The following is a 22690-nucleotide window of genomic DNA, read 5'->3' as shown; positions in this document are numbered from 1 at the left end:
CTCCTTTCCTCGATACTCATTCCCAGAAATACTTCATCTTGCTATATCCAACATCCCATAGCGTTCCTTCTCCCTCAATGGTGATCCTAAGCTCATTTGCCTGCGGGAGATACATTTCAGACTCACCTATCTCATGGCCTTGATCTCCTGCAGATATGCTAAGGTACTCATTCCCATCGACGGAAACACTGATACTTCCATAATTACCCTTTTGGTCAGATATGCCATAATTTATGAAGAGATACATCTCCTCCTCAATGCCTAACGTGTACGTATACGTTTCCTTCATTTTTCCTGCGGTGCTATACACATTATAATGGGGTTTCACAGTATGACCGCCAATGATGAGACTGGATTGTTTCGTTCCCGTTGATAGATTGCCAGCGCTGTCTTTCAATTCATCTATAGCTATAAAAGGACCCATTTCTTTGGTGAACACTTTATCAACCACTACAAAGCACCCCCAGATCCCGCTCATAAGGACAACTATGGAAATACCTGTAGCCGCTATATTTCTCCAGACGTTTGTTGTACGAAATCCAAGCTTATACGCCCCGAATCCAACGGCTGCGCCTATTGCGTTCTGAATGACATCGTTCGTATCGAAGCTGCCAAGCATCGTTATTCCCTGAATGGTCTCCAGTACGAATATGGACAAGATGAACAATGTAATAAATCGAACAAAGCTAGTCCGGTATAACAACGGAATGAAGATTCCAAAAGGGGCGAAGGCTATGAAGTTTCCAATACCCACAAAATCCATCAACGTTGGGTGCAGAAAATCAGGTAGACTTGGCATCTTGAAAAAACTGTCTGGTAAAAAAATAAAGGTGTGCTCAGTAGCGTACCCTGCCTTACCTGCTCTACCGAAAGCGAAAAACAAAAAATAAAGAATTACAATAGAGTAGGATATGGTCAGGAACAAAAGAATCTTACGTTGTTGTTTCAATTGCATTGTGGTACCTCCATCGCTTATCTGATGGATATTATTCTATCTGTCTAACATGACTTTCCGGTGACGATAAAGGTGACAATTCAGTCACTTACCGAGTGTCCTAAATGACTTGCTTATAAAATTTAATCCGAAACTGCGTGCCTTGCCCGCTATCGCTCGTCACATCGATCACTCCGTTCTGGCTGGCAATAATGCTGTGAGCCATCGCAAGCCCTATACCGATACTACCTTCGCTGGCATTTTTCCCTTTGTAAAAACGTTTGAATATATAAGGCAAATCTTCTTTTGCAATGCCTTTTCCATTGTCGGCAATAATGATTTCCGTAAATAAAGCATTCTCGGAAAATACGATCGAAATGGCTCCGCCTTCCTGCGTGTGCTCTACACCGTTTTTCAAAATATTGATGACTGCTTCGACAGTCCAATTGAAATCGCCGATAAAAGTGACTTCGTCATCTCCCGTAATGGAAAGATTTTGTCCCTTAATATCCATCGGAATCATCACCGGCTCTAATGCCTTTTGAATAAGCTTGTTCATGGGAATTACATCTTTTTTGAATGGGATGGTTTTCGCGTCCATTTTCGATAATTTTAATAAAGAGGAAACAAGCCAATCGATGCGTTCAAGCTGAATGCGGATATGGTGGGTGAACTCTGTTCTTTTGGCGGGAGGTAAGTCAGGGGCGCTTAACAAATCGGCCATGACCGTCATGGAAGTGAGCGGCGTCTTGAGCTGATGTGAAATATCAGATATGGCATCCGTCAGCTGAAGCTTGTCCCGTTGCAGAAGCGACCGATGCTCCGACAACATGAGTGTCACTTTGTAAATATCATTTTTTAAAATGCTAAGCTCGCCTTCCTGATTATCCCGAACGTCAAGCGTATCGTTACCGTTGCTAATCTCCCGTAAATAGATGGACAGCTTCTCTAGCTCGCGGTATCTCCATCTCGTGAATAACAAACTGCTGGCAATAAGCAGAATGGATAGAATACAAACAAACGCTGCTGTGACAAACGAAATGAACGCAGCCACAATGATTGCCGTTACGCTAATGGAGCCCATGATGAACAATAACAATTGAATTTCCCTATTACGCAGCATCTAATCACCAACCTTATAGCCTAAACCACGTACGGTTTTGATCAAAGCCGGTTGCCCTGGATCATCCTCCAGTTTTTCCCTCAGCCTTTTAATATAAACCGTTAAGGTATTGTCGTTCACGAACTCGCCAGCCATGTCCCAGATTTGCTCTAAGAGCTGATTTCTTGTAAGAACCTGTCCAAGGTGGTTGCCGAAGATCAGCAATAAGCGATATTCCAAGGCGGTCAGCGAAACCTCGGCGCCGTTTTTATACACTTTTCCTTCCAGCGTATGGATACGGACATTATCGATATCTACGATCGCTCCCGTGTGGGACGACTTCTGGTATCTTCGCAAGACAGTCTTGATACGGGAGAGAAGCTCACGAACCCGAAACGGTTTGGTGATATAATCGTCAGCTCCCATATCAAGCCCCATCACAACATTGACCTCATCGTCGATCACCGTTAAGAAGATAACCGGAATATCCCGCCGCTCCTTCACCATCCTGCACAATTCATAGCCGCTTCCGTCCGGAAGCTGTAAATCGAACAGGCACAAAGCGAACTGATCGATATCTTCTTCGAGTACCTTTTTGGCTGAGGCGACATCATGGCATAGAACCGTTGAGTAATGATCTTGCTGCAGCGAATATTCCAGACCTGAGGCGATCGTCTTATCATCTTCGACTAATAAAATTTTCATGTGGGGATCATCCTTACATTTGCGTTAATTATTCTAATTTTTTCAGGCTTAATTGATCTATCGACTAAAAATGTGAAATATATTCAAGGGCGGTTGTTCCATATACGCTTTTAAAGTGTTTATTTAAGTGGGTTAAATCAAAGAAACCGCATGCAGCTACCGCTGAATAGATATCTCTATTTTTCTCAATCAACTGCTTTGCCCGTTCTACTTTGCAATTAAGGAAGTACTGGTAGGGTGAAATTCCAGTGTGAGCCTTAAATATACGGATAAATTGATATTTCGATAAATTAAGCTCTGTACAGATCTCATCAAGCTTGAGGACATGCTCCAGGTTTCCATAAATCATATCCTTTGCTTTTCTTATGATCGAGCTATCCTTCTTGTCGTCCAAAGAAAGCTTGGTCTGCACAAGACTATCTGTCAGAGATAGAAATAACTCACTGCATAACGCTTCATCTTTTTCGCTTAGTATTGCTTGAGACAGGCTTACAACTCGTTGTCCAAGTCTATCATCGTACACAATAGGCGTTGAAAAGCGCACAATATCCTTTTTTCCAATACCCTCTAGAAACATTTGCGTCGTATCAATATATAACATCACATAATCTAGACCTGACTCATCATGTGCCATACCGTCATGTACTTGTTCTGGATTGAAGAACATCACGCCATTTTGATGAGATAATTGCAAGCTGCCATCTATGTGATAATGTTGAATCCCGCGTAAGGTTACACCGATTGCATACTCCTTGTGAGCATGCTTTTTATACTTGAATTCGGTCATACTTGCCGACAATGCAGTAATACCTGCCGATTTTTTATAGAGAAATTTCTCCATTATAGCACCTCTATATGAACTTATCTAAATCCAGATCATGATACCAGCGTAAACTAAAAAAATGGCCATCATAACACTAACAATCTTATCGTGCTTCTGTAAGAACTCTTTAAAGATCGTGCCAAAGAGAACCCATGTAATAAACGCTAAAAAACCGACCAATGTTATCTCCATAACACTTAGCATTATAGCAGGGGCTCCACTGTAATAGGGCAGAACAAATGTTGGAATTACAGTCAATGTGAAAAGAACGGATTTAGGATTTAATAACTGCATCATAAAGCCAGACCAAAACGTGGCCGCTTGGTTTTCGGTTTTATCTGACGAACTCTTTTTACATATCAGATACGCCAGATAGAGCATATAAAGGCTCCCGATGACCTGCATGATCATTAATACTTTCGGTAGAATGGTTAGTAGTAAATTATTCAAGACGGCGGAAACAACAAGTAATAAGCCAAAACCAACCGTGGCTCCATACGAATATTTCATTGCTTTTTTTGCCCCAAAATGATTAACAGTGGACAAGATGACAATATTCGTAGGCCCCGGTGTAAATGTAGCGATCACGCAGTAAATCAAAAAAGATGTAGTGTCCATGAGAAGGTTCCTTTCAAGCGGTTCTCACATCCTACATCTTATAATGAGTGACATATAGTACATTATTGCTGATCATAAGCTCCATCCGGAGGTGTACAAATTTGCTCAGTCAATCAGTCTCGACCCGCCTCGTACAGCTTCTGCGCTACATAGGCCGGCTTTACGAATGCATCCGTCATATGGTCTCCGTCACCGACGATCAGGCGGAACATCCCAAGCCGCGATGCCATATGCGGATACCAGCCAAGGCCCTCTGCTCCTGTAAAAACGTTGTCCTGGTAAAAAAACAAATAGCTGCTAGGCGTGGTGAGTGTATAGAATTTTTTGAGATCCAACTTCTCAAAGAGTGGTTTTGCCGGTTCCGGAGTGACGCCTGCGTATATCCACTTGGCCTGCTCCAAAGTCGCTGTATTAACGAAAAGGGCCCGAAACAGCGGAAACGGAAGCATAATTGTATCGTCATTCGAAGCGGCTCTGAGCTGTGCGAACCCTTGCGCCGTTTGAGACGGTAACTCGTCAACTATAGCCTCGTCGTCTTTTAATACAAACGCATCCCAAAAGACGAGCCGCCTAATGCGATCCGGTATCTGTTCCGCAACCTTCTGGATGACCGAGCCACCGAAGCTATGCCCGACGAGAACGATGTCTTGCAGGTTCATTCTTGTTACATAGTCGACGACAGACTTCGTAATCATCTCATGCGTAACTGCTTTGTTCGGGTCTTTACCGTGCCCAGCATATTCTGGCGTATAAACGACATGCCCTCTCTTGCGCAGCTCCGCTGCTATGCCGTCCCAGAAGTGGGCATCGGCCCAAGAGCCATGTACAAGTACAAAGGTCAGTTTTTGCTCCGGAGGCAACCGGTGACTTTCAAATGTTTCACGGGCATCATATTGCCCAAACCATCCGCTTGCAGGATAGGGGGAGTAATAGAAGCCTGAAGGCATTAAACGGTAATTGGGATAGGAAAATTGAGGAACCTGCGGGTAATAAGGATACATGCTAAAACATCCTCTCAACATCGATATAACTCAGCTTATGCCTAATGCTTTTGAGAGGTTCCTCAGCTTCAACTACTACTTTCAATTTTTCCGATATACCTTAATTCATTCCCCATTCAATTAGGTTAAGTGCAGCTTATATTTTTCATACCATTCATAAATCGGCAACGCTTTGTTAAGTATTGAATCAGGGTCATGAGTTTTTTCTAATTTAGGAAATTCTGAAAACCTATTTAAATATCCATTAACGCACCAACGGACAGTCCAATTTAAATCTGTAGCCCAGGGGAGCCAGAAATCTATCTCATTTTTCGTTGCATCTTGTAATAAGCCATACGTATACCAACCACGCACCCCACCTTCTTTCTCTTGCTTTAAATTCCGCCAATAGATGTCACGCTCATCAGCATCTTTCGGTTTTTGCAAAGCCCAGATAGCGATTTTTCTTACCACAGGTGAATCATCACACGCAAATCTCCATAACTCATCTCGACTGCATTGTTCTTGTCTAACCAAGATCGAGAAAGCTAATCCTTTCTCTATGGGATCACTCGAAACAATTGAAATGAATGGATTTGTAATAGCAATTGGGGACGGACGGTTCGGAACACCGCTTTTTGAGTAACCATCGTTAAGTGCTTTAATGACATTCGAAACATTAATCCTCGGTGCCAGGTTATCATAGCCGACTAAAGGAATTCCAAAATCAACTAACGCATTTCGTAATGTATCTATCTGGAGATTCGGGTATTTAGAAAGTAAATATGCGCATACCCCTGTCACAAGTGTAGATGCCCCAGAAGTCCCTAAAAAATACGATATTTCATTAGGTTTCTCTAGTGCCTCGCAATAAGGAATTGGCAAGTACAGTCTTGGCGCTAAAACATCTGGTCTACTATGTCCGTCGCCATTTCTTCCCCAAGGCTCATCTGGATAAACTGAATGAACATCTATGTTTGCAGAGCCATGATCATTATAGCCGCCAACTGCTAAATATTCTGTGGGGGGCATTATATTATCTAACCTTGTATTACCGTTAGCACAAATTACAAGGATTCCACTCTTAACAGCTGAAGCCAGTGCCTGAACTGTAGAGTTCTCACTTGTGTTTTTTAACAAAACTGAATTATCCAATGCGTGCCAACCCATACTTAGAATTATTTTTATGTTCCACTCTTGACTTCGTTCGAGAATATAATCTATACCACGTTTTAACCGTTCACCTTCACCCTCTTTAAAAGCTAGATGATCGAGAACTATAAAATTTGAAGCAGGTGATAAACTTGTATATTTTATTCCTTTAAATTCAAAAGGCTCATGAGACAGTGCTAGTACAGCCATTAGTCCATGCTCACCTTTATCACCATCGGAATCGTTAGGCTCTTCAAAGGCAATTTCTCGACACTCTACGGATAAATCGTTATGAACTGAAACATATTTAATTCGTGAACCCAAATGACGAATTGTATGATGAGGTCTTATCGTATCAATTATTACAATACCAATATCTTTACCTGCATCCTCTTCAGGTGGGGAAGTAAAGCCAAGTCGTGACCATGTCGGCTCATATAATTTCTGATGCAATGAATCCTCATCCTCTCTATATATCAATGACGGAACCGGAGAGTGTGTTGGACAACTGAAGAACAACCGGGGTTTCCTGCGGTTTCTGCTTCGCGGCATAGAGAAAGTAACGCCCCCGGTTGGATGACTTTCGCTTACCCATAACGTGTTGAAGCAAGCGCAGTAGACCAAAAACGCAGAGCAACGATTCTCCAATAACGAGAAAATCGCTGTTCTGCGTTCTTTTTTTGTCGTTAGAATGAAAAAAGCTGTCTCCTGTCGTTAAAAAAACTACTTTTGGGACAGCCCCTTTTCGCTATTACAAGTATTGTCTGTGCTCAGGCCATTCCTTAAACAGCTATATCTTTTTTACTGGTCGCAACACTGCATAACCATATCCCTCTGGGAAATGCCGTTGGTAGTCCTGTTTGGTTTCTTCATCCCATTCGTATCCCATACCTTTGGGGTCGAAGTTCCAAGCTACTTCTTCCACTGTGTTCATAACAGCGCCATTATCCTTAAGGTAATCGAAAATCGGGTGGAAAAAGACCAAATATTCAGATTCCGGGATCTCCTTGCATTCCATCCCTTCCGGAATAGGACCATCATACCCCAGAGAAACGGGGATTCCATACAAGTACCCCTTTTGCCCATTCCGGTAAAACCATCCTGCCGTCTGACCAAGTTGTCCAGGAAGGGCATGATTAGACATACTCTCCAACGTACCACTAATCTCATCACAAGAGTGTCCGTTTCCCCAGAAGTCCCCATAGTTTGTTACAGAAATGTCCCAGATCCCGATAAATTTGTGCGCTGGTATGAACTCGACTTTGATCTCCGCTGGTTGCAAATGTACTTTACTCATCTTATCCCGCTCCTTGATCAAATAATGATAAGGTGAGAATACCTCCTGACGAATAGCCAATGGAATAGGCCGGGGAGCTTTTTGGTATGCTGCAGGGGTGAGCCGAAAAGCCTTGTTGAATGCTCGTGTAAACGCTTCTTGTGATGAGAATCCATACTTTACGGCAACATCTAGAACCCGCTGATCACTATCGCGGAGCTCCAGGGCGGCGCGGCTGATCCTTCGAGTCCAGATGTAATCCCGTAAGGTCATCCCGGTTAATTGATTGAACTGTCTAGAACAATAATAGGGTGAATAGCCTAGCTGTTCTGACATCTGAATAAGCGATGTGCTCTCCGTAATATTGCTCTCCACCCAGTCTACCATTAGCTGGACCATTTCATTCCATTCGTACATGGAAGTCCTCCCTCCTTTCGTTATGATCATAACACCGGTAATTTTTGCATACTTGATTCGAGTTGTACATCAAAGCGTCCCCTATTTTTTACAACTCCTCAAGATGTAACAACCTTCACGCGCTTCGAACGCATCCACCAGCCGCCAACCAAGACAGTAACCACGTAAACTACGCCACAGGTTAAGAACAAAGGCTTCAAGTTACTCTCAACATAGAGGAGTGAGCCAATCATCGGGCCAAGCGCACTGCCGATATACCGGACTAAGTTATACACGCCGATAACCGTAGCGCGTTCCTCTGGAAATTGCTCCGCCAGAATCGTCGTTGGCATGGACGTAGTTAATCCCATCGTAAAGCCGAATAGACACACATCCACAATCAAGATCGGCAACGATAGATGGGCGGTTAGCGCAAACAGAACGACACTAAATGCTTGAAAGAGAAAGGCATATAGTAAGCCTCTGCCGCTTCCCATTACATTACGCATCCAACTTCCCATTCTAATACTCACAATCGTACAGACGGACATCAGGAGGAGAACAGTACCGACTTTTCCCGAAGACATGCTGTAAAACGTACTTAGAATTTGGGGCACGAACACAATGTATACCAAATAAATTACAAACTGGATGGATCCATACAATACGACGACAGCGCCAAGATGATTGCGAAAAATAATCGTGAGCGATTTTAGACTAAAGCCCTGCGTAGATACTGTCTGTGACTTGGTCTCAGGTAAGAACTTCATGTTAGCGAGCAGAAGCAGCAGTATGATGAGTGTTAAAAAGATAAACACACCTTGGTAACCGAACTTCTCTCCAATCACTCCACCCAGAAGTGGACCTAAAGCAGGTGCTAGTAAAAGCATAAGCTGATAAGTGGCCATTCCCTTTGCCAGCTCTTTTCCACGGAACAAATCTCCGATTACGGCTGCCCCTATAACAGGAACGGCTGCTGAACCTATACCCTGCAAGACACGAAACACCAGGAACAAACCAATGGAATGAGAGAATGCGCAACCTAAAGATGCTACACAATATAAAACAAGCGCAGGTATAAGCACTTTTCGTCTTCCTTTGGTATCTGCCAGTGGTCCGAACACGATTTGCATAACAGCTAAAGCAACCAAAAATAATGAGACCGTCAAGCTCATTAAATAACTTGTTGTATTCAGTTCATTTTGCATGTCGGACAACAAAGGTGTATATAAGTTTTGTCCTAGAGATCCTGTAAAGGCACTGAAGCCAACGAGATATAAAATAAGGCGTAAATTCATAACAACTTTCTCCTTTTCGCATTAACTGACTATTGGTCAGTTTCTTGATGTCCAGTTCATTATATTGACTAACTGACTACAAGTCAATAAAATTAAAATTGCAAAGGGGGCACGAATACCATGAAGAGAGTAAACAAAAAACCAGAGATTCGACGTAATGAAATCATAGAGACCTCAATGGAACTATTCAGAGCGAAGGGTTACGATCAAACTGCTGTAAGCGATATCGTCAAAAAACTAAGCATCGCTCAAGGTACGTTTTTTTATCATTTCAAAACTAAAAAAGATATTATGATCGCCATTGTGGAGCGCTTGGTCGATGAAAAAATCACCAAGATCAAAGCGCTAGCTGAAACCGAAGAAATGAGTGCGGAGGCCAAACTCTATGCCATCTTGTGGAGACAATCCTACGATGATGAGAGCATTATAGAATTTCTTCACCACGAATATAATGCATCGATTCACCAGAAAGTCCTCGTACAAATCGTCCAGGAAAGCGTCCCTTATGTGATACAAATTCTGGAGCAAGGAATAGCTGAGGGAACCTTTCAAATTCAAGACCTGCAGGAAACCGCTGAGTTCATACTCGTTGGGGTTAACATTATGTTCGATACAGGGATATTCTTGTGGCAGGAAAATTCATTGGACCAAAAGAAATTGGCATTCAATCGAATCGTCGAGCGTATGCTCGGGAATTCTTTTACCTTTTCTAACCCGAATTCAATATCTCAGCTGCCAATAAACTGAATTTAAGCCCGTAGTAGACAGTTCTTCGCTGCGGTTTATGTAGGCCTCAAAATAGAAACAGACCGCATTCCTTCAACAGGATGCGGTCTGTTTCTTGTCTAAGCACACAAGCCAATCGCTTTTTTAGCGGGCTAAGTGGACTTATTTCATTAGAAAGGCTGGATGCCAAAACGTCCGATAACTACAAACAAACTAATCAAAAGCAGTACTAGACAGGTTACAGCCCCTGATGTTTCCTTGCGTCTCAAATGATATATTATTGCAAGTAACATGATAATTCCGGTTCCAATCGCAGCAACACCTGTAAGATATGGTGCGATGTTAAGTGCACCTGGCAAAATCAAACCGATAGCACCAAGTACCTCCGCAATACCAATAAATTTCACTAGCCCCACGGACAAGTTTTGCTCCGGCTTCGGTTTTGTAAACAGCTTCATTAAGCCAGGCAGTAAAAACATGACTGCAAGTAAGCCTTGTGCGATCCATAATGCAATATTCATTATAAACAACCTCCCATATAACTATTATTCATTAACTTTATTTATGTAACTTAGTGTAATTTCATAAGAACATTTTGTCAAGAAATTATTTACCGTTATCATTCGATCAGTCTCGCCGGCCTTGTATAGCTTCTGCGCCACCATAGCCGACCTTGTGAACGCATCGAATAGGATATTGAATCGAGAATAGCCATATATAAAATAACAAAACCACTCCCGCTAATATGGGAGTGGTTTCGTTATTTTCGAATAGTATTAAGGTTTCTTAATCCTTAACATACTGTTGGCACCCTTTTGAAACTCATAACCAACTTTGATTTCTTCCGTAATATAACCTTGGCTTTGTATAAAATCAATTAACTTATCTAGATGTTCATATCGATTGCAGGATAGGTCAACCAAAGGGAAAATGCGTATTTCTTCCTTGGTAACACGCATTAACTCCTGTATAGCTTGCAAGTGGAAGTCATAGTCCAACCGATCAGAATACATAAATAAGAAATGGGCAGATAATGTTAAATCAAATTCCTTATCTACAAATGGCAACACCGGTAAAACGGCAGGGACATAACGATCAGGTGACTTTTTCATATCATTGGCACAATCAGTTAACGCTTGTAGCCTGTGGGCTCTTAAGCCTTCTACAGACTTAAAATAATCCCAGCTGTAATTGGACTGTGCTTTTTCCATATTAAGCATAGCATGCGCAATATCTTCGGCACCTTTTGCAGCAAGCTGTTCAAAAGGATGATCATAAGCAATATCAGTGGCAGTAACGTCTGCCCCTAGTTGGTTGGCAATTGTAGTGAAAGAACATGCCCCCGCCGGACAATCAAGGATTTTTCGTTCTTGTAACTCCTCTTCAGATAGACCAAACATCAACATGTACTCATCAAATGTTCTTCCAATAAAAACAATCCGACTCAAATCTAATTTAACCTCTGCTCTACTCATCTCGGCTCACCTTTCCTCTTCTCAACTGTTCTCATCAAACCGGAGTGTTCAGGAGGAATTATACCAATAAATGTTATAAAAATCCATATTAATTATTAGCCATAATTACAAATTCCGTACTGTTCAACAATCTCATGTTCACCATAAATATTCGCAACTTGGAAGACCATATTAGACGCAAAGCATATTGAGAAATCGGGGTGAATATTGTCTTTTTCGCGTTAACAGTATTTGTTGCTATGAGTCATTTTTTAAATCAATATAAAAAGCGAAAGCACTCCTACTAATCGAAGTGCTTTCGCTTTTTAGAATTTCTTCACTAATTCCATCACTTAGGTCATTACGGTTCAACGTCGAATTACTTGCTTCTCATCATTAAGACAGACCAAGATTCTTCAGACCCAAGTTGTCCTCACTCATCCCCTCTTACCGCACTACCTCAACCAATGCCGAATCCACCGCCTGAACGAACGATGTCCAATCTTCAGTCGTATATAGCAACAGCCGGTGCATTGCACGAGTACATGCCGTGTAAAAATGCTTCCGTTCGCTCTCTCGCTGATACGTTTGCGGGGATGCATCATAGATCAGTACGGCGTCGAACTCAACGCCTTTTGCCAAATATACAGGAAGCACCGATGCCCCCTTCTCAAAGCGCTGAGTCTCCTTGGTGATGAGCCGCAATTCAGTCGCCCCCTGCGCCGTCAATGCTTCATAAGCCTCCCGGCTCTCGGCAGCAGTCTTGGTAATGATTGCGATGGAGTCAAAGCCTTCCGCTTGAAGCGCAGCAAGATCCTGCAGAATGCGGATTGCGCGATCTTCCACAGTATCTGCAACAACTAGCGACGGCTTCTCGCCATTTCTATTAAAAGGTACGATCTCTTCACCAGGAAGCAGCGACTTCGTAAACTCCACGATCTGCCGAGTAGAACGATAGCTCCGAACAAGCCGGATCAGACTCGTTTCCTCCGGGCCGTACAGACCGATCAATGATGAATTCGCCTCATCTAGTTGTGTTGACTGGGGAAAAATCGCTTGCCCAAAGTCACCAAGCACGGTCATGCGGGCGCGGGGAAACAAACGTTTGAGAAACACATATTGAAACGGGGAGTAATCCTGGCCTTCGTCAACGAAAATGTGCCGCACCACGGTGTTCGTCCGCGTGCCTTCGAGCAGTTCTTTTAAATATAGAAACGGTGTTGCATCCTCGTAGAAAAGTTCGTGCCTACTCAGTTTCTCCTTCGTTTGTATGCAAATTTCCGCCCACTGCTGAGGCACTTTGGCCTCACCCGTCATATGCAGATACGATGCTTCCTCGCCGAACAGCTGGCTGTACAGTCCAATCACATCGATGAACCGGAGTCGCTTCACCTCCCGCCGCAGCGGCTTGAAGTGTGCCTTCACAATTATCCGGCACAGTATCTCTTCTTGCTGCAGGGCAGAATCGAAGATTTCCTCTTCACCCTGCTCCTTCTCCGGACGATCGCCATAGAGATCCACATATTGCTGCGTAAAATCAAACACGGCCTGTTCCCGCTCGTACTTCTTACGGAGCATGCTATAGGCTTCCGTATAGTGATCCGAATCGAGGTAATCCAGTTCATCCTGAACCCACTCCGCTTCCAGCTCCTGCCCCGCAAGCGACGCCAGCTCTTTCAGCAGCCATTCTTGCAGCAGTAACACACGATTCATCAATCGGATGGAACTGTCGTAGCTGTAGAATTGAGCTTTCATTTGTTCAGCGGTAATCAACTCACGATCCTGGAAATAAATACTATGGAACAGCATGCCTTCCTTTCCTAGCCAAAGCGCATAGTTCTGGAGAGCGTGCAGAAAAGCTTCGGAAGCTTTATACTTCATACCAATCAGCCGCGCTTCTGCTTCCTCTGAGCCCGCCGCTGTCAGCACATATTCAATCTGCTCGAACGGATCTTCCAAGGTCATCGTGCCGCCAAGCCAATACGCGAGGTATTCCTGAAACGTCGTTTGCTGCATATTCTCTTCGCCAAGCTCAGGCAGAACGGTCGATACATAACTGTTGAACATCGGATTCGGCGAAAAAAGCACGATCTGGTCCGCGCTGAGCCGCTCCCGGTGCTTATACAATAGGTAAGCTACCCGCTGCAATGCTGCGGATGTTTTGCCGCTGCCCGCCGCCCCTTGCACAATTAGCATATGGCTCTTATCATCGCGGATGATAACATTCTGTTCCCTCTGAATCGTCGCCACGATGCTCTTCATTTGATTATCTGCGCCCTTACCGAGCACCTGCTGAAGCAATTCATCCCCGATCGTTACGCTCGTGTCGAACACATTCTGCAGCTTACCGTCCCGAATCTGATATTGCCGCTTTAAGGTCATATTCCCCGTGATTTGTCCGCCCGGTGTGTCATACTCAGCAGCTCCTGGCGAGTGATCGTAATACATACTTGCAATAGGTGTCCGCCAGTCATAGACCAGAAAGTTTAACCCATCTTCATCTACAAAAGAGGACACACCAATATACACTTTCTCGCTAAATTTCAAGCCGTCCTCATGAAAATCAATCCGCCCGAAGTACGGTGACGGCAGCAGACGTTTCATACTTTTATAACGCTGCAGCCGTAATTTGTGACTACGTTCGCGCTCGTTCAACAACGCCTCTTGCTGCTTGATGCTGTAGAAGGTCTCTTCGAAATCTTCGTCCGTACTCGTATTGACCGTAACTTCCTCCCAAAACTGCTTGCGAATGCCGACCACCTGATCACGAAGTCCGCTCACTTCCGGCTCCACTTCAGCGATTCTCAACTGTAATTCTTCCGTAACGGCATCCAGCCGTTCCTGTTCTTCCTGCCAATCCTTACCGTTAATCATCTTCTGAACACACTCCTTGTCATACGCGTTTGAAGGATGAAAAAAGACATTTGACAAACCCTGAATCCCCATGATAAGATTAAGATATAAATAAGATGCAATATTTATAACATTTTACATAAAAATGAGTAATGATTTAACTATATCATAATGCTTAAATGGACGCAATCCATTTATTCAGCGGAAGAACCAGGCGAATTACGCCCGGTTCTTTTTTTGTTCTCGTGAGAAGATCTATACGATGCTAATCGACGCAGGCATCCACCAGAATGTACCGAAGCGGTTTCGCTAGAATGGTATTGGTGGTCTCCGCAGTGAATGTGGCGCCAGGTTTAGTTTGAGCTTGATTGTAAATGTCAAAATGACTAAAGTTCGAATCCTGAACATAAAAACGCAAATAATGATTATCGCCTACTGTCGACTCTCCTGTATTTTGCGAAGTCAGCTGCATTTTGATCAGAGGAACTTCACCTTTCTTGTCTATCGTTTGAATGACAGATTGTATGGGTCGAACAAAAGAATCAGAATGCTGTCCCAGAACATGCTCCTCATCACTTACGACACCAGAAGGAAGATACCCAGGATCTTCGTAAAGACGGGTGATTTTGTGACTCGAATCCCACTTTGTATCCAAATGAAAGGCTTTGGCAACTACGCTGAGCGGAATGTACATACTTCCTTGAATCAAGACCGGTATCGTATCCATTCGGGATGCTACACCATTAATTTCAATGTCTTTTACCCCAACGTTCATCTTTAAACTATAGTTTTTCTCTGTTTCATTTAGGTAGTTTTTTCTGGAGATCACAGCACTTTTATTCACTGCATCATAAGTTACTTCCGCAGCTAATAAATCGGATAGACTTCGCAAAGGAACCATCAGACGATTGTTCTGATCGAGGTAGGGGGATTGTGGTGCAGTGTAGGTCACGTAATATTGATTGATTTGTAAAAGGACTGGGGAATGGACTGTTGCGATTCTAGCGGACGCCCTATCTGCCAACGACATCGAGAAACTAAGGATTAGCGCTAACGTGAGGAACATCATTATTCTTTTCATAGTCAAAAGGAGCCACCTTTCTGTCTCTATCGATTTCTTCTCTTCACCACAAATCTTTCTTTTAGTTCTGTATAGACTCCTAGATTTCCATTATTTATATTATAATTCAATTCAGTGATCGGAGTTACTAATTATTTGATAAAGCGAGTGAACATATGAAAGTCTCAATTGAAGAAATAAGCCGTGATCAGGAAGAGGAAATTCTCATCCGGTGCCATGAGGTAGATGACGAAATAAATGAAATCGTAAATAAACTACAGACAGACAACCTCACTTTGCTGGGACATCATAATGACAAGGTCCACCGCATCAAACTTAGTGATGTCTATTATTTCGAAGCCGTGGATGGGAAGGTGTTTCTTTACAGCAAAGATGACGTTTTTGAGGTAAAGCAAAAGCTTTATGAATTGGAGGAATTGTGCAAAGAAAAGAACTGTTTTCGGTCCTCGAAATCAACGATTTTGAACATAGCTAAGATTTCAGTTATTCATCCGACCCTTAGCGGCCGATTCCAAGCGGTGCTTGATAACGGGGAACGCGTGGTGATATCAAGGCAGTATGTGCCTGTGCTTAAAAATATGCTGGGATTGTAAGAGGGAGGGATACCTATGAAGCTTTCCGAATTTGCAAAAAATATTATACAAAGTTTCTTGATGATCTTCGCATTAATCATCCTCATCATTACGGTATTGCGAACCATTTTTTATCCCGATCTTGCCTTTGACTTGAAATCTATTTATATCATAATGGCCTTTTCACTTTTGGCGTCATTAATGAACATTATTTTGTATTCTTCACATGATTTAAGTGAGCAGCAGATGCGTGCAAGAATTATAGTCCATTTTGGGGCTTTGGAGTTGATCTTGCTTTCCCTTGCTGCTGTCCTTGGGATTGTAAATAACGTCTTGCAGGTATTCATTATGGCATTAGAAATTGCGGTAATCTACGTTATAATTCGTCTACTATCATGGCAAAATGATAAAAAAGAAGCCCAAAAAATCAACGAAAAATTAAAAATGATGCGGTGAGCGGATAGCTTATCGCTCTTTTTTTGCAACTTATTCCCCCGTAGCTACAGCTTATTGTTTTTCTATATACTTCCTTCTAGCCGTTTTTTATGATGATCTCATAAAAAATGAATACGAACACGAAGGGAGTAACAGCGATGGGAATGTTGGTTCTAAGTATTGCTCTGATTATAGAGATGGTCTTGGCAATATATTGCTTGATAACGAAGCACAACCATCAGAAATTAAGAAATTGGGTTAGAATGGCTATCTTTGCTGTCTTTATCACACTTACCTTGACCTCAATCATCATGTGGAGCTTCCGCTGGGTGTTGCTTGCTATACTGCTGTTCCTACCCGCGGTAATTGGTGCGGTTTCTCTTCTCCGCAACAAAACAACTACCCAAGCCTACAAAGGCACGCGTATTGTCAGAAAAGCAATTGTGATGATATTCACGTTAATGCTGGCCCTTGCACCTGCACTTGTTTTCCCCCAATATAAACCACTGAAAGTAACAGGCGAATATAAAGTCGCAACCGCTACTTACACCTACGTTGACAACAACCGGATTGAGGAATTTAATGACACGGGGAAAAACAGATTTGTTAATGTGGAATTTTGGTATCCCGTGCATGGGAATGGCTCCTTCCCACTTTTGGTATTCTCGCATGGCGCATACGGAATTAAGTCAAGCAATGCCTCTACCTTTACTGAACTCGCAAGCCATGGTTATATCGTAGTTTCGATTGATCATCCGTATCATTCCTTCTATACGACTTCAAAGGATGGGACGACTGTTACGATCAATAAAGAATATTATCAGGAAGTCAGTAATGCCAACAAAGATGGTATTTACACGATAGAGCAAGTCTATGGACTCATTCAAAAATGGATGAAGCTGCGAACAGACGACATGAATTTTGTAATCGATATGATCCTGCAAAAATCAAAGAGTGATCCTAACCCGCTTTATAAACAAATTAATACGGATAAAATAGGTGTGTTCGGACACTCCATGGGCGGTGCTGCAAGTATTGGGCTTGGCAGAGAGCGTGATGATGTGCATGCCGTTGTCAATATTGATGCCCCCATGTTCAGTGAGTTGAATTATGATAAAAAGACTGATGATCTCGTCGCCAGTGGCAAACCCTACACAACACCCGTTCTTAATATTTATTCTGACGATGTCTGGAAACAGCTCGATAACCAGCCATCTGTCTATGCTGCAAATAAAGTAGCTGATAGAAACTTCTCAGAGATGTATACCGTTCATTTTCAAGGTGCAAAACATTTAAGCCTGACGGACTTACCGTTGTTTTCTCCTCTACTCGCCAATATGCTACAGGGTGGAAAAGCAGATATTGATTCGCATTACTGTATTGAAACAGAAAACCAAATTATTCTTAATTTCTTTGACCATGTATTAAAGGGAACAGGCCCGTTCACACCTAAGGCTACCTATGGGTTAAAATAGAAATAGAGCTGCAACAGTTCTTATCACATTAACTGCACACTTGGGAGGACAACCAGAATGATTGATGCTCATATTCATCTTGAACAATATGAACCGGAATTTATCGCCAGCACACTGCGTGAGTTGCATGGTCTGGACGTTCAAGCGCTCCTGGCTGTCTCCATGAATTATGAATCCTGCCTTCGCACCGAAAAGCTGGCCGCCCAGTATCCCGGTCTCGTCCGGCCGGCTTACGGCTTCCACCCGGAGCAGCCGGCGCCTTCGCCGGAGGAGATCGCCAGGCTGCTGGAATGGATTGAAGCCCGGGCAGACAGACTGACCGCCATAGGCGAGATTGGGCTGCCCTATTATACGCGGGCGGAAGCGCTGGAGCGCGGCGAGTCTTTCGAGATGGCGCCGTACATTGCGCTGCTCGATAAGTTCTTGGGGCTGGCGGCGCGCCTTCGCAAGCCGGTCGTGCTGCATGCCGTGTACGAGGACGCGATGATCGCTTGCGATCTGCTGGACAAGCACGGCATTACCCGGGCCCATTTCCACTGGTTCAAGGGCCCGGAAGAGGCCATCGCGCGAATGATCCAGCGCGGCGATTATATCTCTTTCACGCCGGATCTCCTGTATGAACAGGAGATCCAGGATCTGGCCCGCCGCTACCCTCAGGAGCTGGTGATGGCGGAGACGGACGGCCCGTGGCCCTTTGAAGGGCCATTCGCAGGCCGGACCACCCACCCGGCCATGATCCATGATGTGGCCGCCGCATGGGGAGCATTGCACGGCCATTCAGAGAGCCGGGCGAAGGAAATTTTAACCGCCAACACCGTGCGGTTCTATGGATTGTAACGCGAGGCCGTGTGGCTCCGGACCAGTAGAAACGACTTTGTCGTCCTCTAAAGGGACGGTATCCGTTTCAGCAGGAAATATAAGAATGATTCATAGCGTAAAACATATAAATTCTTATATTTAAAAAGGGCGTTGACCGCTTGGCGGCAACGCCCTTCTTTTTTTCTCATAGCACACATTATCGCAGGGGATGAATATGGATTGTCCCAGCATCTCACCATCGGTTCTAGGCAAGCTTTTGATAACTTTCAATATTCGTCAATTTCGTTCTGCCTTCATCATGCTCTTCCTCCGGGTAACGTACCGGGTTCAACGCATGCAGCGTTCTAGCGATATTAATACACTCCTGGAGTTCCCCGTCTTGCTCATATTTCCTGAACAAAATCTGCAGCAAACGGCGGGTTGTGTCCTCTTCGGCAAGACCAATCTTCATTAACATGTCCAGAACGCTGAAGCGGATCAGGGAATCTGCAACAACGGTTGTGCCATCAGGCATTGGGCGATAGCCAGACAACATTTCGAAGAGAGTAACAAGCCAGTCAGTGGCCGGAGCACCGAGAAGTCGGATTTCATCCTCCATATTGTATTGATTGAGGTACATTCCCTTCAGCTTGGATGCTTCATCCGTATCTTTGTCGAGAGCGAGGTCCAGATAACTATTGGTCCAATACTCAACCTGCGCAGTTATGGGCAGTTGTTTTATTCTCTCCTTATGCACAGCAAATCTTTTCATTTCAGGAAATGCCCTGTAATAGGCCTCTTGACTCACCGTACGATCAAGGTATTGATAATAACCTCCACCATGATCCACCACAAAAGCCATGAAATCATCCGTCTTGTTCAAGAGCTGCATCACATCCTGAAGCTCATCTACCATCTCAATCAGCATTTCTATGAATTTTGCACGCAGATCATTGGCTTCCTGGATTTCGGGTGCATTCGCGTCCTCATCCTCCTTGTCATACAATTCGGTCAGCCTGCACTCCAGCAGGTATGCGAACTCATCCATTGCTTCCGGCTGAGCCGGATCTTCATAGGAAAAATCACCCGAATTAAACTTCAAGCCGCTGCGTCCGTTCACCCGATCTGGAGTGTAAGAACTGTAGTACGACTCTACCGTTTTTTGCAAGGCTGCTAGAGTATTCCACCGCAACAGTACCCGTCCGTAAGTGGACTCTGCATCCAAAACAACAGCATATACATCTTGATTTCCCTCGGTTTTGGAAAAGTCCTCTAGCGTCTTTCTGCAATGCTCCATAAACACTTCTTGAAATAAACTGAAATCAGGGTCTGCCATTACTACACCTCATGTTGGTATTTATTCCGGTTCTTTATCGGACTTTGCATTTTCGTACAGCTCATGTCCAATTACCTTCCATATCAGGGATTATCCCCCTTTAAAGTATGGCATAGCAATCTAATGGCCGAAAAGAGTATAAAGACTTATGTTAATCTCAACTATTCCCCGGCAAGCTGCTCCACATGAGATCTGGCATTTCCCTCTTTTTCAACATGCCACAGCACCCGCTGCAGCAGAAAACCTAGCAGTCCTATTGCCGCAAGGACACTACCGAAAATTATAAAAATGACGCCAGGGCCAGCACGTTCTACCAAGACTCCCCCCAGCATTGGGGCTACAATCATAACGGCACTGAGAATTGTACTTTGGATGCCGAATATCCGCCCTGTCATGTGCGATGGCGTCTCTTTTTGCAGGCAATAATTGAAGGTGATCATCGCCATTCCGTTCCCAAGTCCCAATAAAATCCCCAGTAGCAGCACCAGGATCACGGAGGCTCCCGGCGGCAGCAATCCCAAACCGGAGAACGACATGCCGATCAGCGCATATCCACAGCCAATCTTCCAGCCGTATCCAGCACTAGCGTTCATCTTGTTCATCACCATAATCATTAGCACAGCTCCCACACCCGAAGCTGCCACCATCCAGCCCAGCATCGCCTCCTGCTCTGGCGCAATGGCCCGGAATAAGCTCGTAAACTGAAAATCTATCATCTGGATCGCCAGTGATCCAATGAGACCAAATATCAGGGTGCTCAACAGCAAGCGACTGCGGAGAATAAAGCTCCAGCCTTCGCTCCACATCTGACGTAACGGAATCTGTTCCTCTGAAGTCTCCGAATGCGTCTTCTCTGCAACAACCCCGTCATTTTTGACTGTAAGCAACAGCAAATAAGAGCCGGCTCGCAAGCAAGCATTGAGTAAAATACACCATTGAGGCGAGAGTACCGACAACGCCAACCCGCCAAGCAGCGGACCGGCAATCTTGGAGCTTTGATTCACAATCCCATTCAGAGAGGTCGCCTGTAAAAGCTGGTCCTCCCGGACAATGCTACGTGTCAGGGATTGCTGGGCAGGAACATTTAATGTTGAGAGTCCCGCGCGCAGCATCAGCAAGGGGAGCAGCCACCACATGTTCGGAGCGAGCAGCACCAGAACGGTCAGGATGGCGGTAAGCAGATCACAGATGCGCATCAGCTTGAGCTGGTTCAGACGGTCAGCAGCCACGCCTGCCACAGAGCCCAGCACAATGCCGGGCAGCGCGAGCGAGACCGGGATCAGCGCCAGCATTAGCGGACTGGCCTGCCAGCGATAGCCCACAAGCACCTGAATCGCGAGTGCATCGAACCAGTCACCGAAGGTCGAAGTCGCGTAGGCGGTGTAGACGCGCATGTAGACTTTATTGCGTAATAGGCTTGGTGCTGATTGAGCAGTAACTTGCATAAGACATTCCTCCAGTGGCTTGAATGGATCAAGTTGATCCTGATGTCAAAGTAACAGAGGAATGTCAGAGAAAGATCAGAGGGGATGGATTGCCCCACGAATAACGGCCTCAAGCGGCTTTAACCATTGGTCCAGTCCCCGAGCCGCTTGCTCCGCTTCGAACATTTTTTTGTATTTAGCCTGTAAAGCCTGGGGAAATGAAAAAATCGCTCCACAGTACACGATTCGATGTAGTGCCTGCATTAGTAAGGGAACAAACCCTGAAGTCTCCAGAATCTGCAGCCCCTCATCCAGAAGCGCTTCACCGTCACGCCAATTCTTTTGCCGCAGCTTCCATAATCCCTTGGTGATATTGTAACTACCGCTCTCACGCAGAAAAGGTCTTGCGCTCAGACGCTCTTCTATGTCTCCTAGCATCGCTGCCACTTGTACGTCAGGCGTTCCGGCCGCCAGGTGAACAAACATCTCGCTTATGGCTACTGGTAGTTCAAAATTTTCGTACTCCGGTTCCTGGATGACTGTATAGGTGAGTTTTAAGCGTTCCAGTGCTATGTCCGTCTTCCCAGCCACTGCATAAAGGTCAAGTATATTCAGGATTTTCAGTTCCTGATGCTGAAACTGCGGCAAAATCTCTCGTTCAAGTAATAACTCACAGCTAGCCAATCGATCTGCAGGGTCGCCAGTGAACATGAAGAACAGCATCAAGGAGTACAGCCGATCCCTCAGCGGGGCTTCCGTTGTGTGCAGCAACCATTCCAGATCACCTTGCACAAAATGAACATAGACAGCATAAAAAGGATCTAATTCATAACCGAGCACATCCTGCTGCCGCGCCAGGGTCTGCATGGATCTCCCCTGTCCATATTGATGATATTTCACGAAAACCTCGCGCATGGTCTCATGCAGCGCGGTATCTTGGATAGATGGAGGGGTGAGTGTGCTGGCGGTATCTTGTACCGCCAGACTGTAGCCGAGACCACGTACCGTTCGAATCGTCAGCCCGTGAAAGCCCCCTAGCTTTTTACGCAATCGGTAAATATGATCATCCACCGTCCGTTCCACCGGATATTCCAGCGGCCATACCTTATCTAGCAGTTGTTCCCGGCTGAAGGTGCGTCCCTTGTTCAGATAAAGAAACCGCAGAAGTGCGAATTCTTTAGGCAGCAGCTCCACTGTAAGTCCTTCGGCAGTCACTTTATATTCATTGTCATTCAATTCAAGCCGCATCCAG

21 protein-coding genes and 1 pseudogene are annotated in these 22690 nt (G+C 44.6%); 6 read left to right on the top strand and 16 right to left on the bottom strand.

Features of this window, described 5'->3' with window-relative positions; translation table 11 throughout:
* Positions 1 to 16: 16 nt before the first annotated feature.
* The 7 genes from AC3Y23_RS19990 to AC3Y23_RS19960 all read right to left on the bottom strand — a co-directional run bounded on the left by AC3Y23_RS19990 (position 17) and on the right by AC3Y23_RS19960 (position 6767).
* Positions 17 to 955 carry a VanZ family protein gene (locus tag AC3Y23_RS19990; protein ID WP_379202217.1) on the bottom strand — a complete coding sequence of 313 codons (939 nt, stop codon included), beginning with the start codon at positions 953 to 955 and terminating at the stop codon, positions 17 to 19.
* A 100-nt stretch (positions 956 to 1055) separates the two neighbouring features.
* Positions 1056 to 2057, bottom strand: a complete 1002-nt coding sequence (locus tag AC3Y23_RS19985) for a sensor histidine kinase (protein WP_379202215.1) — start codon at positions 2055 to 2057, stop codon at positions 1056 to 1058.
* On the bottom strand, positions 2058 to 2741 hold the full coding sequence (locus AC3Y23_RS19980) for a response regulator transcription factor (RefSeq protein ID WP_379202213.1): 684 nt from the start codon (positions 2739 to 2741) through the stop codon (positions 2058 to 2060).
* 64 nt (positions 2742 to 2805) lie between these two features.
* Positions 2806 to 3582 (bottom strand): AraC family transcriptional regulator, encoded by a 777-nt coding sequence (locus AC3Y23_RS19975; protein ID WP_379202211.1) that lies wholly within the window; start codon positions 3580 to 3582, stop codon positions 2806 to 2808.
* A 24-nt stretch (positions 3583 to 3606) separates the two neighbouring features.
* Complete coding sequence (locus tag AC3Y23_RS19970) at positions 3607 to 4182, bottom strand: LysE family translocator (RefSeq protein WP_379202209.1); 576 nt, start codon at positions 4180 to 4182, stop codon at positions 3607 to 3609.
* A 113-nt stretch (positions 4183 to 4295) separates the two neighbouring features.
* Positions 4296 to 5183, bottom strand: a complete 888-nt coding sequence (locus AC3Y23_RS19965; protein ID WP_379202207.1) for an alpha/beta fold hydrolase — start codon at positions 5181 to 5183, stop codon at positions 4296 to 4298.
* A 120-nt stretch (positions 5184 to 5303) separates the two neighbouring features.
* Positions 5304 to 6767, bottom strand: a complete 1464-nt coding sequence (locus tag AC3Y23_RS19960) for a S8 family serine peptidase (protein WP_379202204.1) — start codon at positions 6765 to 6767, stop codon at positions 5304 to 5306.
* A gap of 26 nt (positions 6768 to 6793) precedes the next feature.
* Between AC3Y23_RS19960 and AC3Y23_RS19955 the strand changes: the two are divergent.
* Positions 6794 to 6894: pseudogene (locus tag AC3Y23_RS19955) on the top strand (transposase); the annotation flags it as partial.
* A 210-nt stretch (positions 6895 to 7104) separates the two neighbouring features.
* Here AC3Y23_RS19955 and AC3Y23_RS19950 read toward each other — a convergent pair.
* Complete coding sequence (locus AC3Y23_RS19950; RefSeq protein ID WP_379202202.1) at positions 7105 to 8007, bottom strand: helix-turn-helix domain-containing protein; 903 nt, start codon at positions 8005 to 8007, stop codon at positions 7105 to 7107.
* 98 nt (positions 8008 to 8105) lie between these two features.
* A complete protein-coding gene (locus AC3Y23_RS19945) occupies positions 8106 to 9284 on the bottom strand; it encodes an MFS transporter (protein WP_379202200.1) in 1179 nt (392 codons plus the stop codon).
* 120 nt (positions 9285 to 9404) lie between these two features.
* On the opposite strand from AC3Y23_RS19945, the gene AC3Y23_RS19940 reads away from it, so the two are divergent.
* On the top strand, positions 9405 to 10031 hold the full coding sequence (locus AC3Y23_RS19940; RefSeq protein WP_379202198.1) for a TetR/AcrR family transcriptional regulator: 627 nt from the start codon (positions 9405 to 9407) through the stop codon (positions 10029 to 10031).
* A gap of 149 nt (positions 10032 to 10180) precedes the next feature.
* Here AC3Y23_RS19940 and AC3Y23_RS19935 read toward each other — a convergent pair whose 3' ends face one another.
* The 4 genes from AC3Y23_RS19935 to AC3Y23_RS19920 form a co-directional block, all read right to left on the bottom strand.
* Positions 10181 to 10531, bottom strand: a complete 351-nt coding sequence (locus AC3Y23_RS19935) for a DoxX family protein (protein WP_379202196.1) — start codon at positions 10529 to 10531, stop codon at positions 10181 to 10183.
* A gap of 255 nt (positions 10532 to 10786) precedes the next feature.
* Positions 10787 to 11485: a class I SAM-dependent methyltransferase gene (locus tag AC3Y23_RS19930; protein ID WP_379202194.1), complete on the bottom strand. Its 699-nt coding sequence runs from the start codon at positions 11483 to 11485 to the stop codon at positions 10787 to 10789.
* Between the two features lie 426 nt (positions 11486 to 11911).
* Positions 11912 to 14338 carry an RNA polymerase recycling motor HelD gene (gene helD, locus AC3Y23_RS19925; protein ID WP_379202192.1) on the bottom strand — a complete coding sequence of 809 codons (2427 nt, stop codon included), beginning with the start codon at positions 14336 to 14338 and terminating at the stop codon, positions 11912 to 11914.
* 244 nt (positions 14339 to 14582) lie between these two features.
* Complete coding sequence (locus AC3Y23_RS19920; RefSeq protein WP_379202190.1) at positions 14583 to 15398, bottom strand: copper amine oxidase N-terminal domain-containing protein; 816 nt, start codon at positions 15396 to 15398, stop codon at positions 14583 to 14585.
* A gap of 155 nt (positions 15399 to 15553) precedes the next feature.
* Between AC3Y23_RS19920 and AC3Y23_RS19915 the strand changes: the two genes are divergently transcribed.
* From AC3Y23_RS19915 to AC3Y23_RS19900, 4 genes are all read left to right on the top strand, one after another.
* Positions 15554 to 15991, top strand: coding sequence for a LytTR family DNA-binding domain-containing protein (locus tag AC3Y23_RS19915; RefSeq protein ID WP_379202188.1), 438 nt, complete (start codon positions 15554 to 15556; stop codon positions 15989 to 15991).
* Between the two features lie 15 nt (positions 15992 to 16006).
* Positions 16007 to 16426, top strand: a complete 420-nt coding sequence (locus tag AC3Y23_RS19910) for a DUF3021 family protein (protein ID WP_379202186.1) — start codon at positions 16007 to 16009, stop codon at positions 16424 to 16426.
* A gap of 137 nt (positions 16427 to 16563) precedes the next feature.
* A complete protein-coding gene (locus AC3Y23_RS19905; protein ID WP_379202184.1) occupies positions 16564 to 17880 on the top strand; it encodes an alpha/beta hydrolase family protein in 1317 nt (438 codons plus the stop codon).
* Between the two features lie 57 nt (positions 17881 to 17937).
* Complete coding sequence (locus AC3Y23_RS19900; RefSeq protein WP_379202182.1) at positions 17938 to 18717, top strand: TatD family hydrolase; 780 nt, start codon at positions 17938 to 17940, stop codon at positions 18715 to 18717.
* A gap of 226 nt (positions 18718 to 18943) precedes the next feature.
* Here the strand turns inward: AC3Y23_RS19900 and AC3Y23_RS19895 are convergent, their stop codons facing one another.
* From AC3Y23_RS19895 to AC3Y23_RS19885, 3 genes are all read right to left on the bottom strand, one after another.
* Complete coding sequence (locus tag AC3Y23_RS19895; protein WP_379202180.1) at positions 18944 to 20014, bottom strand: DUF4303 domain-containing protein; 1071 nt, start codon at positions 20012 to 20014, stop codon at positions 18944 to 18946.
* Between the two features lie 161 nt (positions 20015 to 20175).
* The gene (locus AC3Y23_RS19890) at positions 20176 to 21459 is read right to left on the bottom strand and encodes an MFS transporter (RefSeq protein WP_379202178.1); all 1284 of its coding nucleotides are present in this window, start codon (positions 21457 to 21459) and stop codon (positions 20176 to 20178) included.
* 75 nt (positions 21460 to 21534) lie between these two features.
* Positions 21535 to 22686, bottom strand: coding sequence for a winged helix-turn-helix domain-containing protein (locus tag AC3Y23_RS19885; protein ID WP_379202176.1), 1152 nt, complete (start codon positions 22684 to 22686; stop codon positions 21535 to 21537).
* Positions 22687 to 22690: the final 4 nt, after the last annotated feature.

The organism is Paenibacillus sp. MAHUQ-45 (genome assembly GCF_058133325.1).
Note: the sequence above shows the minus strand (reverse complement) of the source record. Positions and strands in the feature narration are given on the sequence as shown.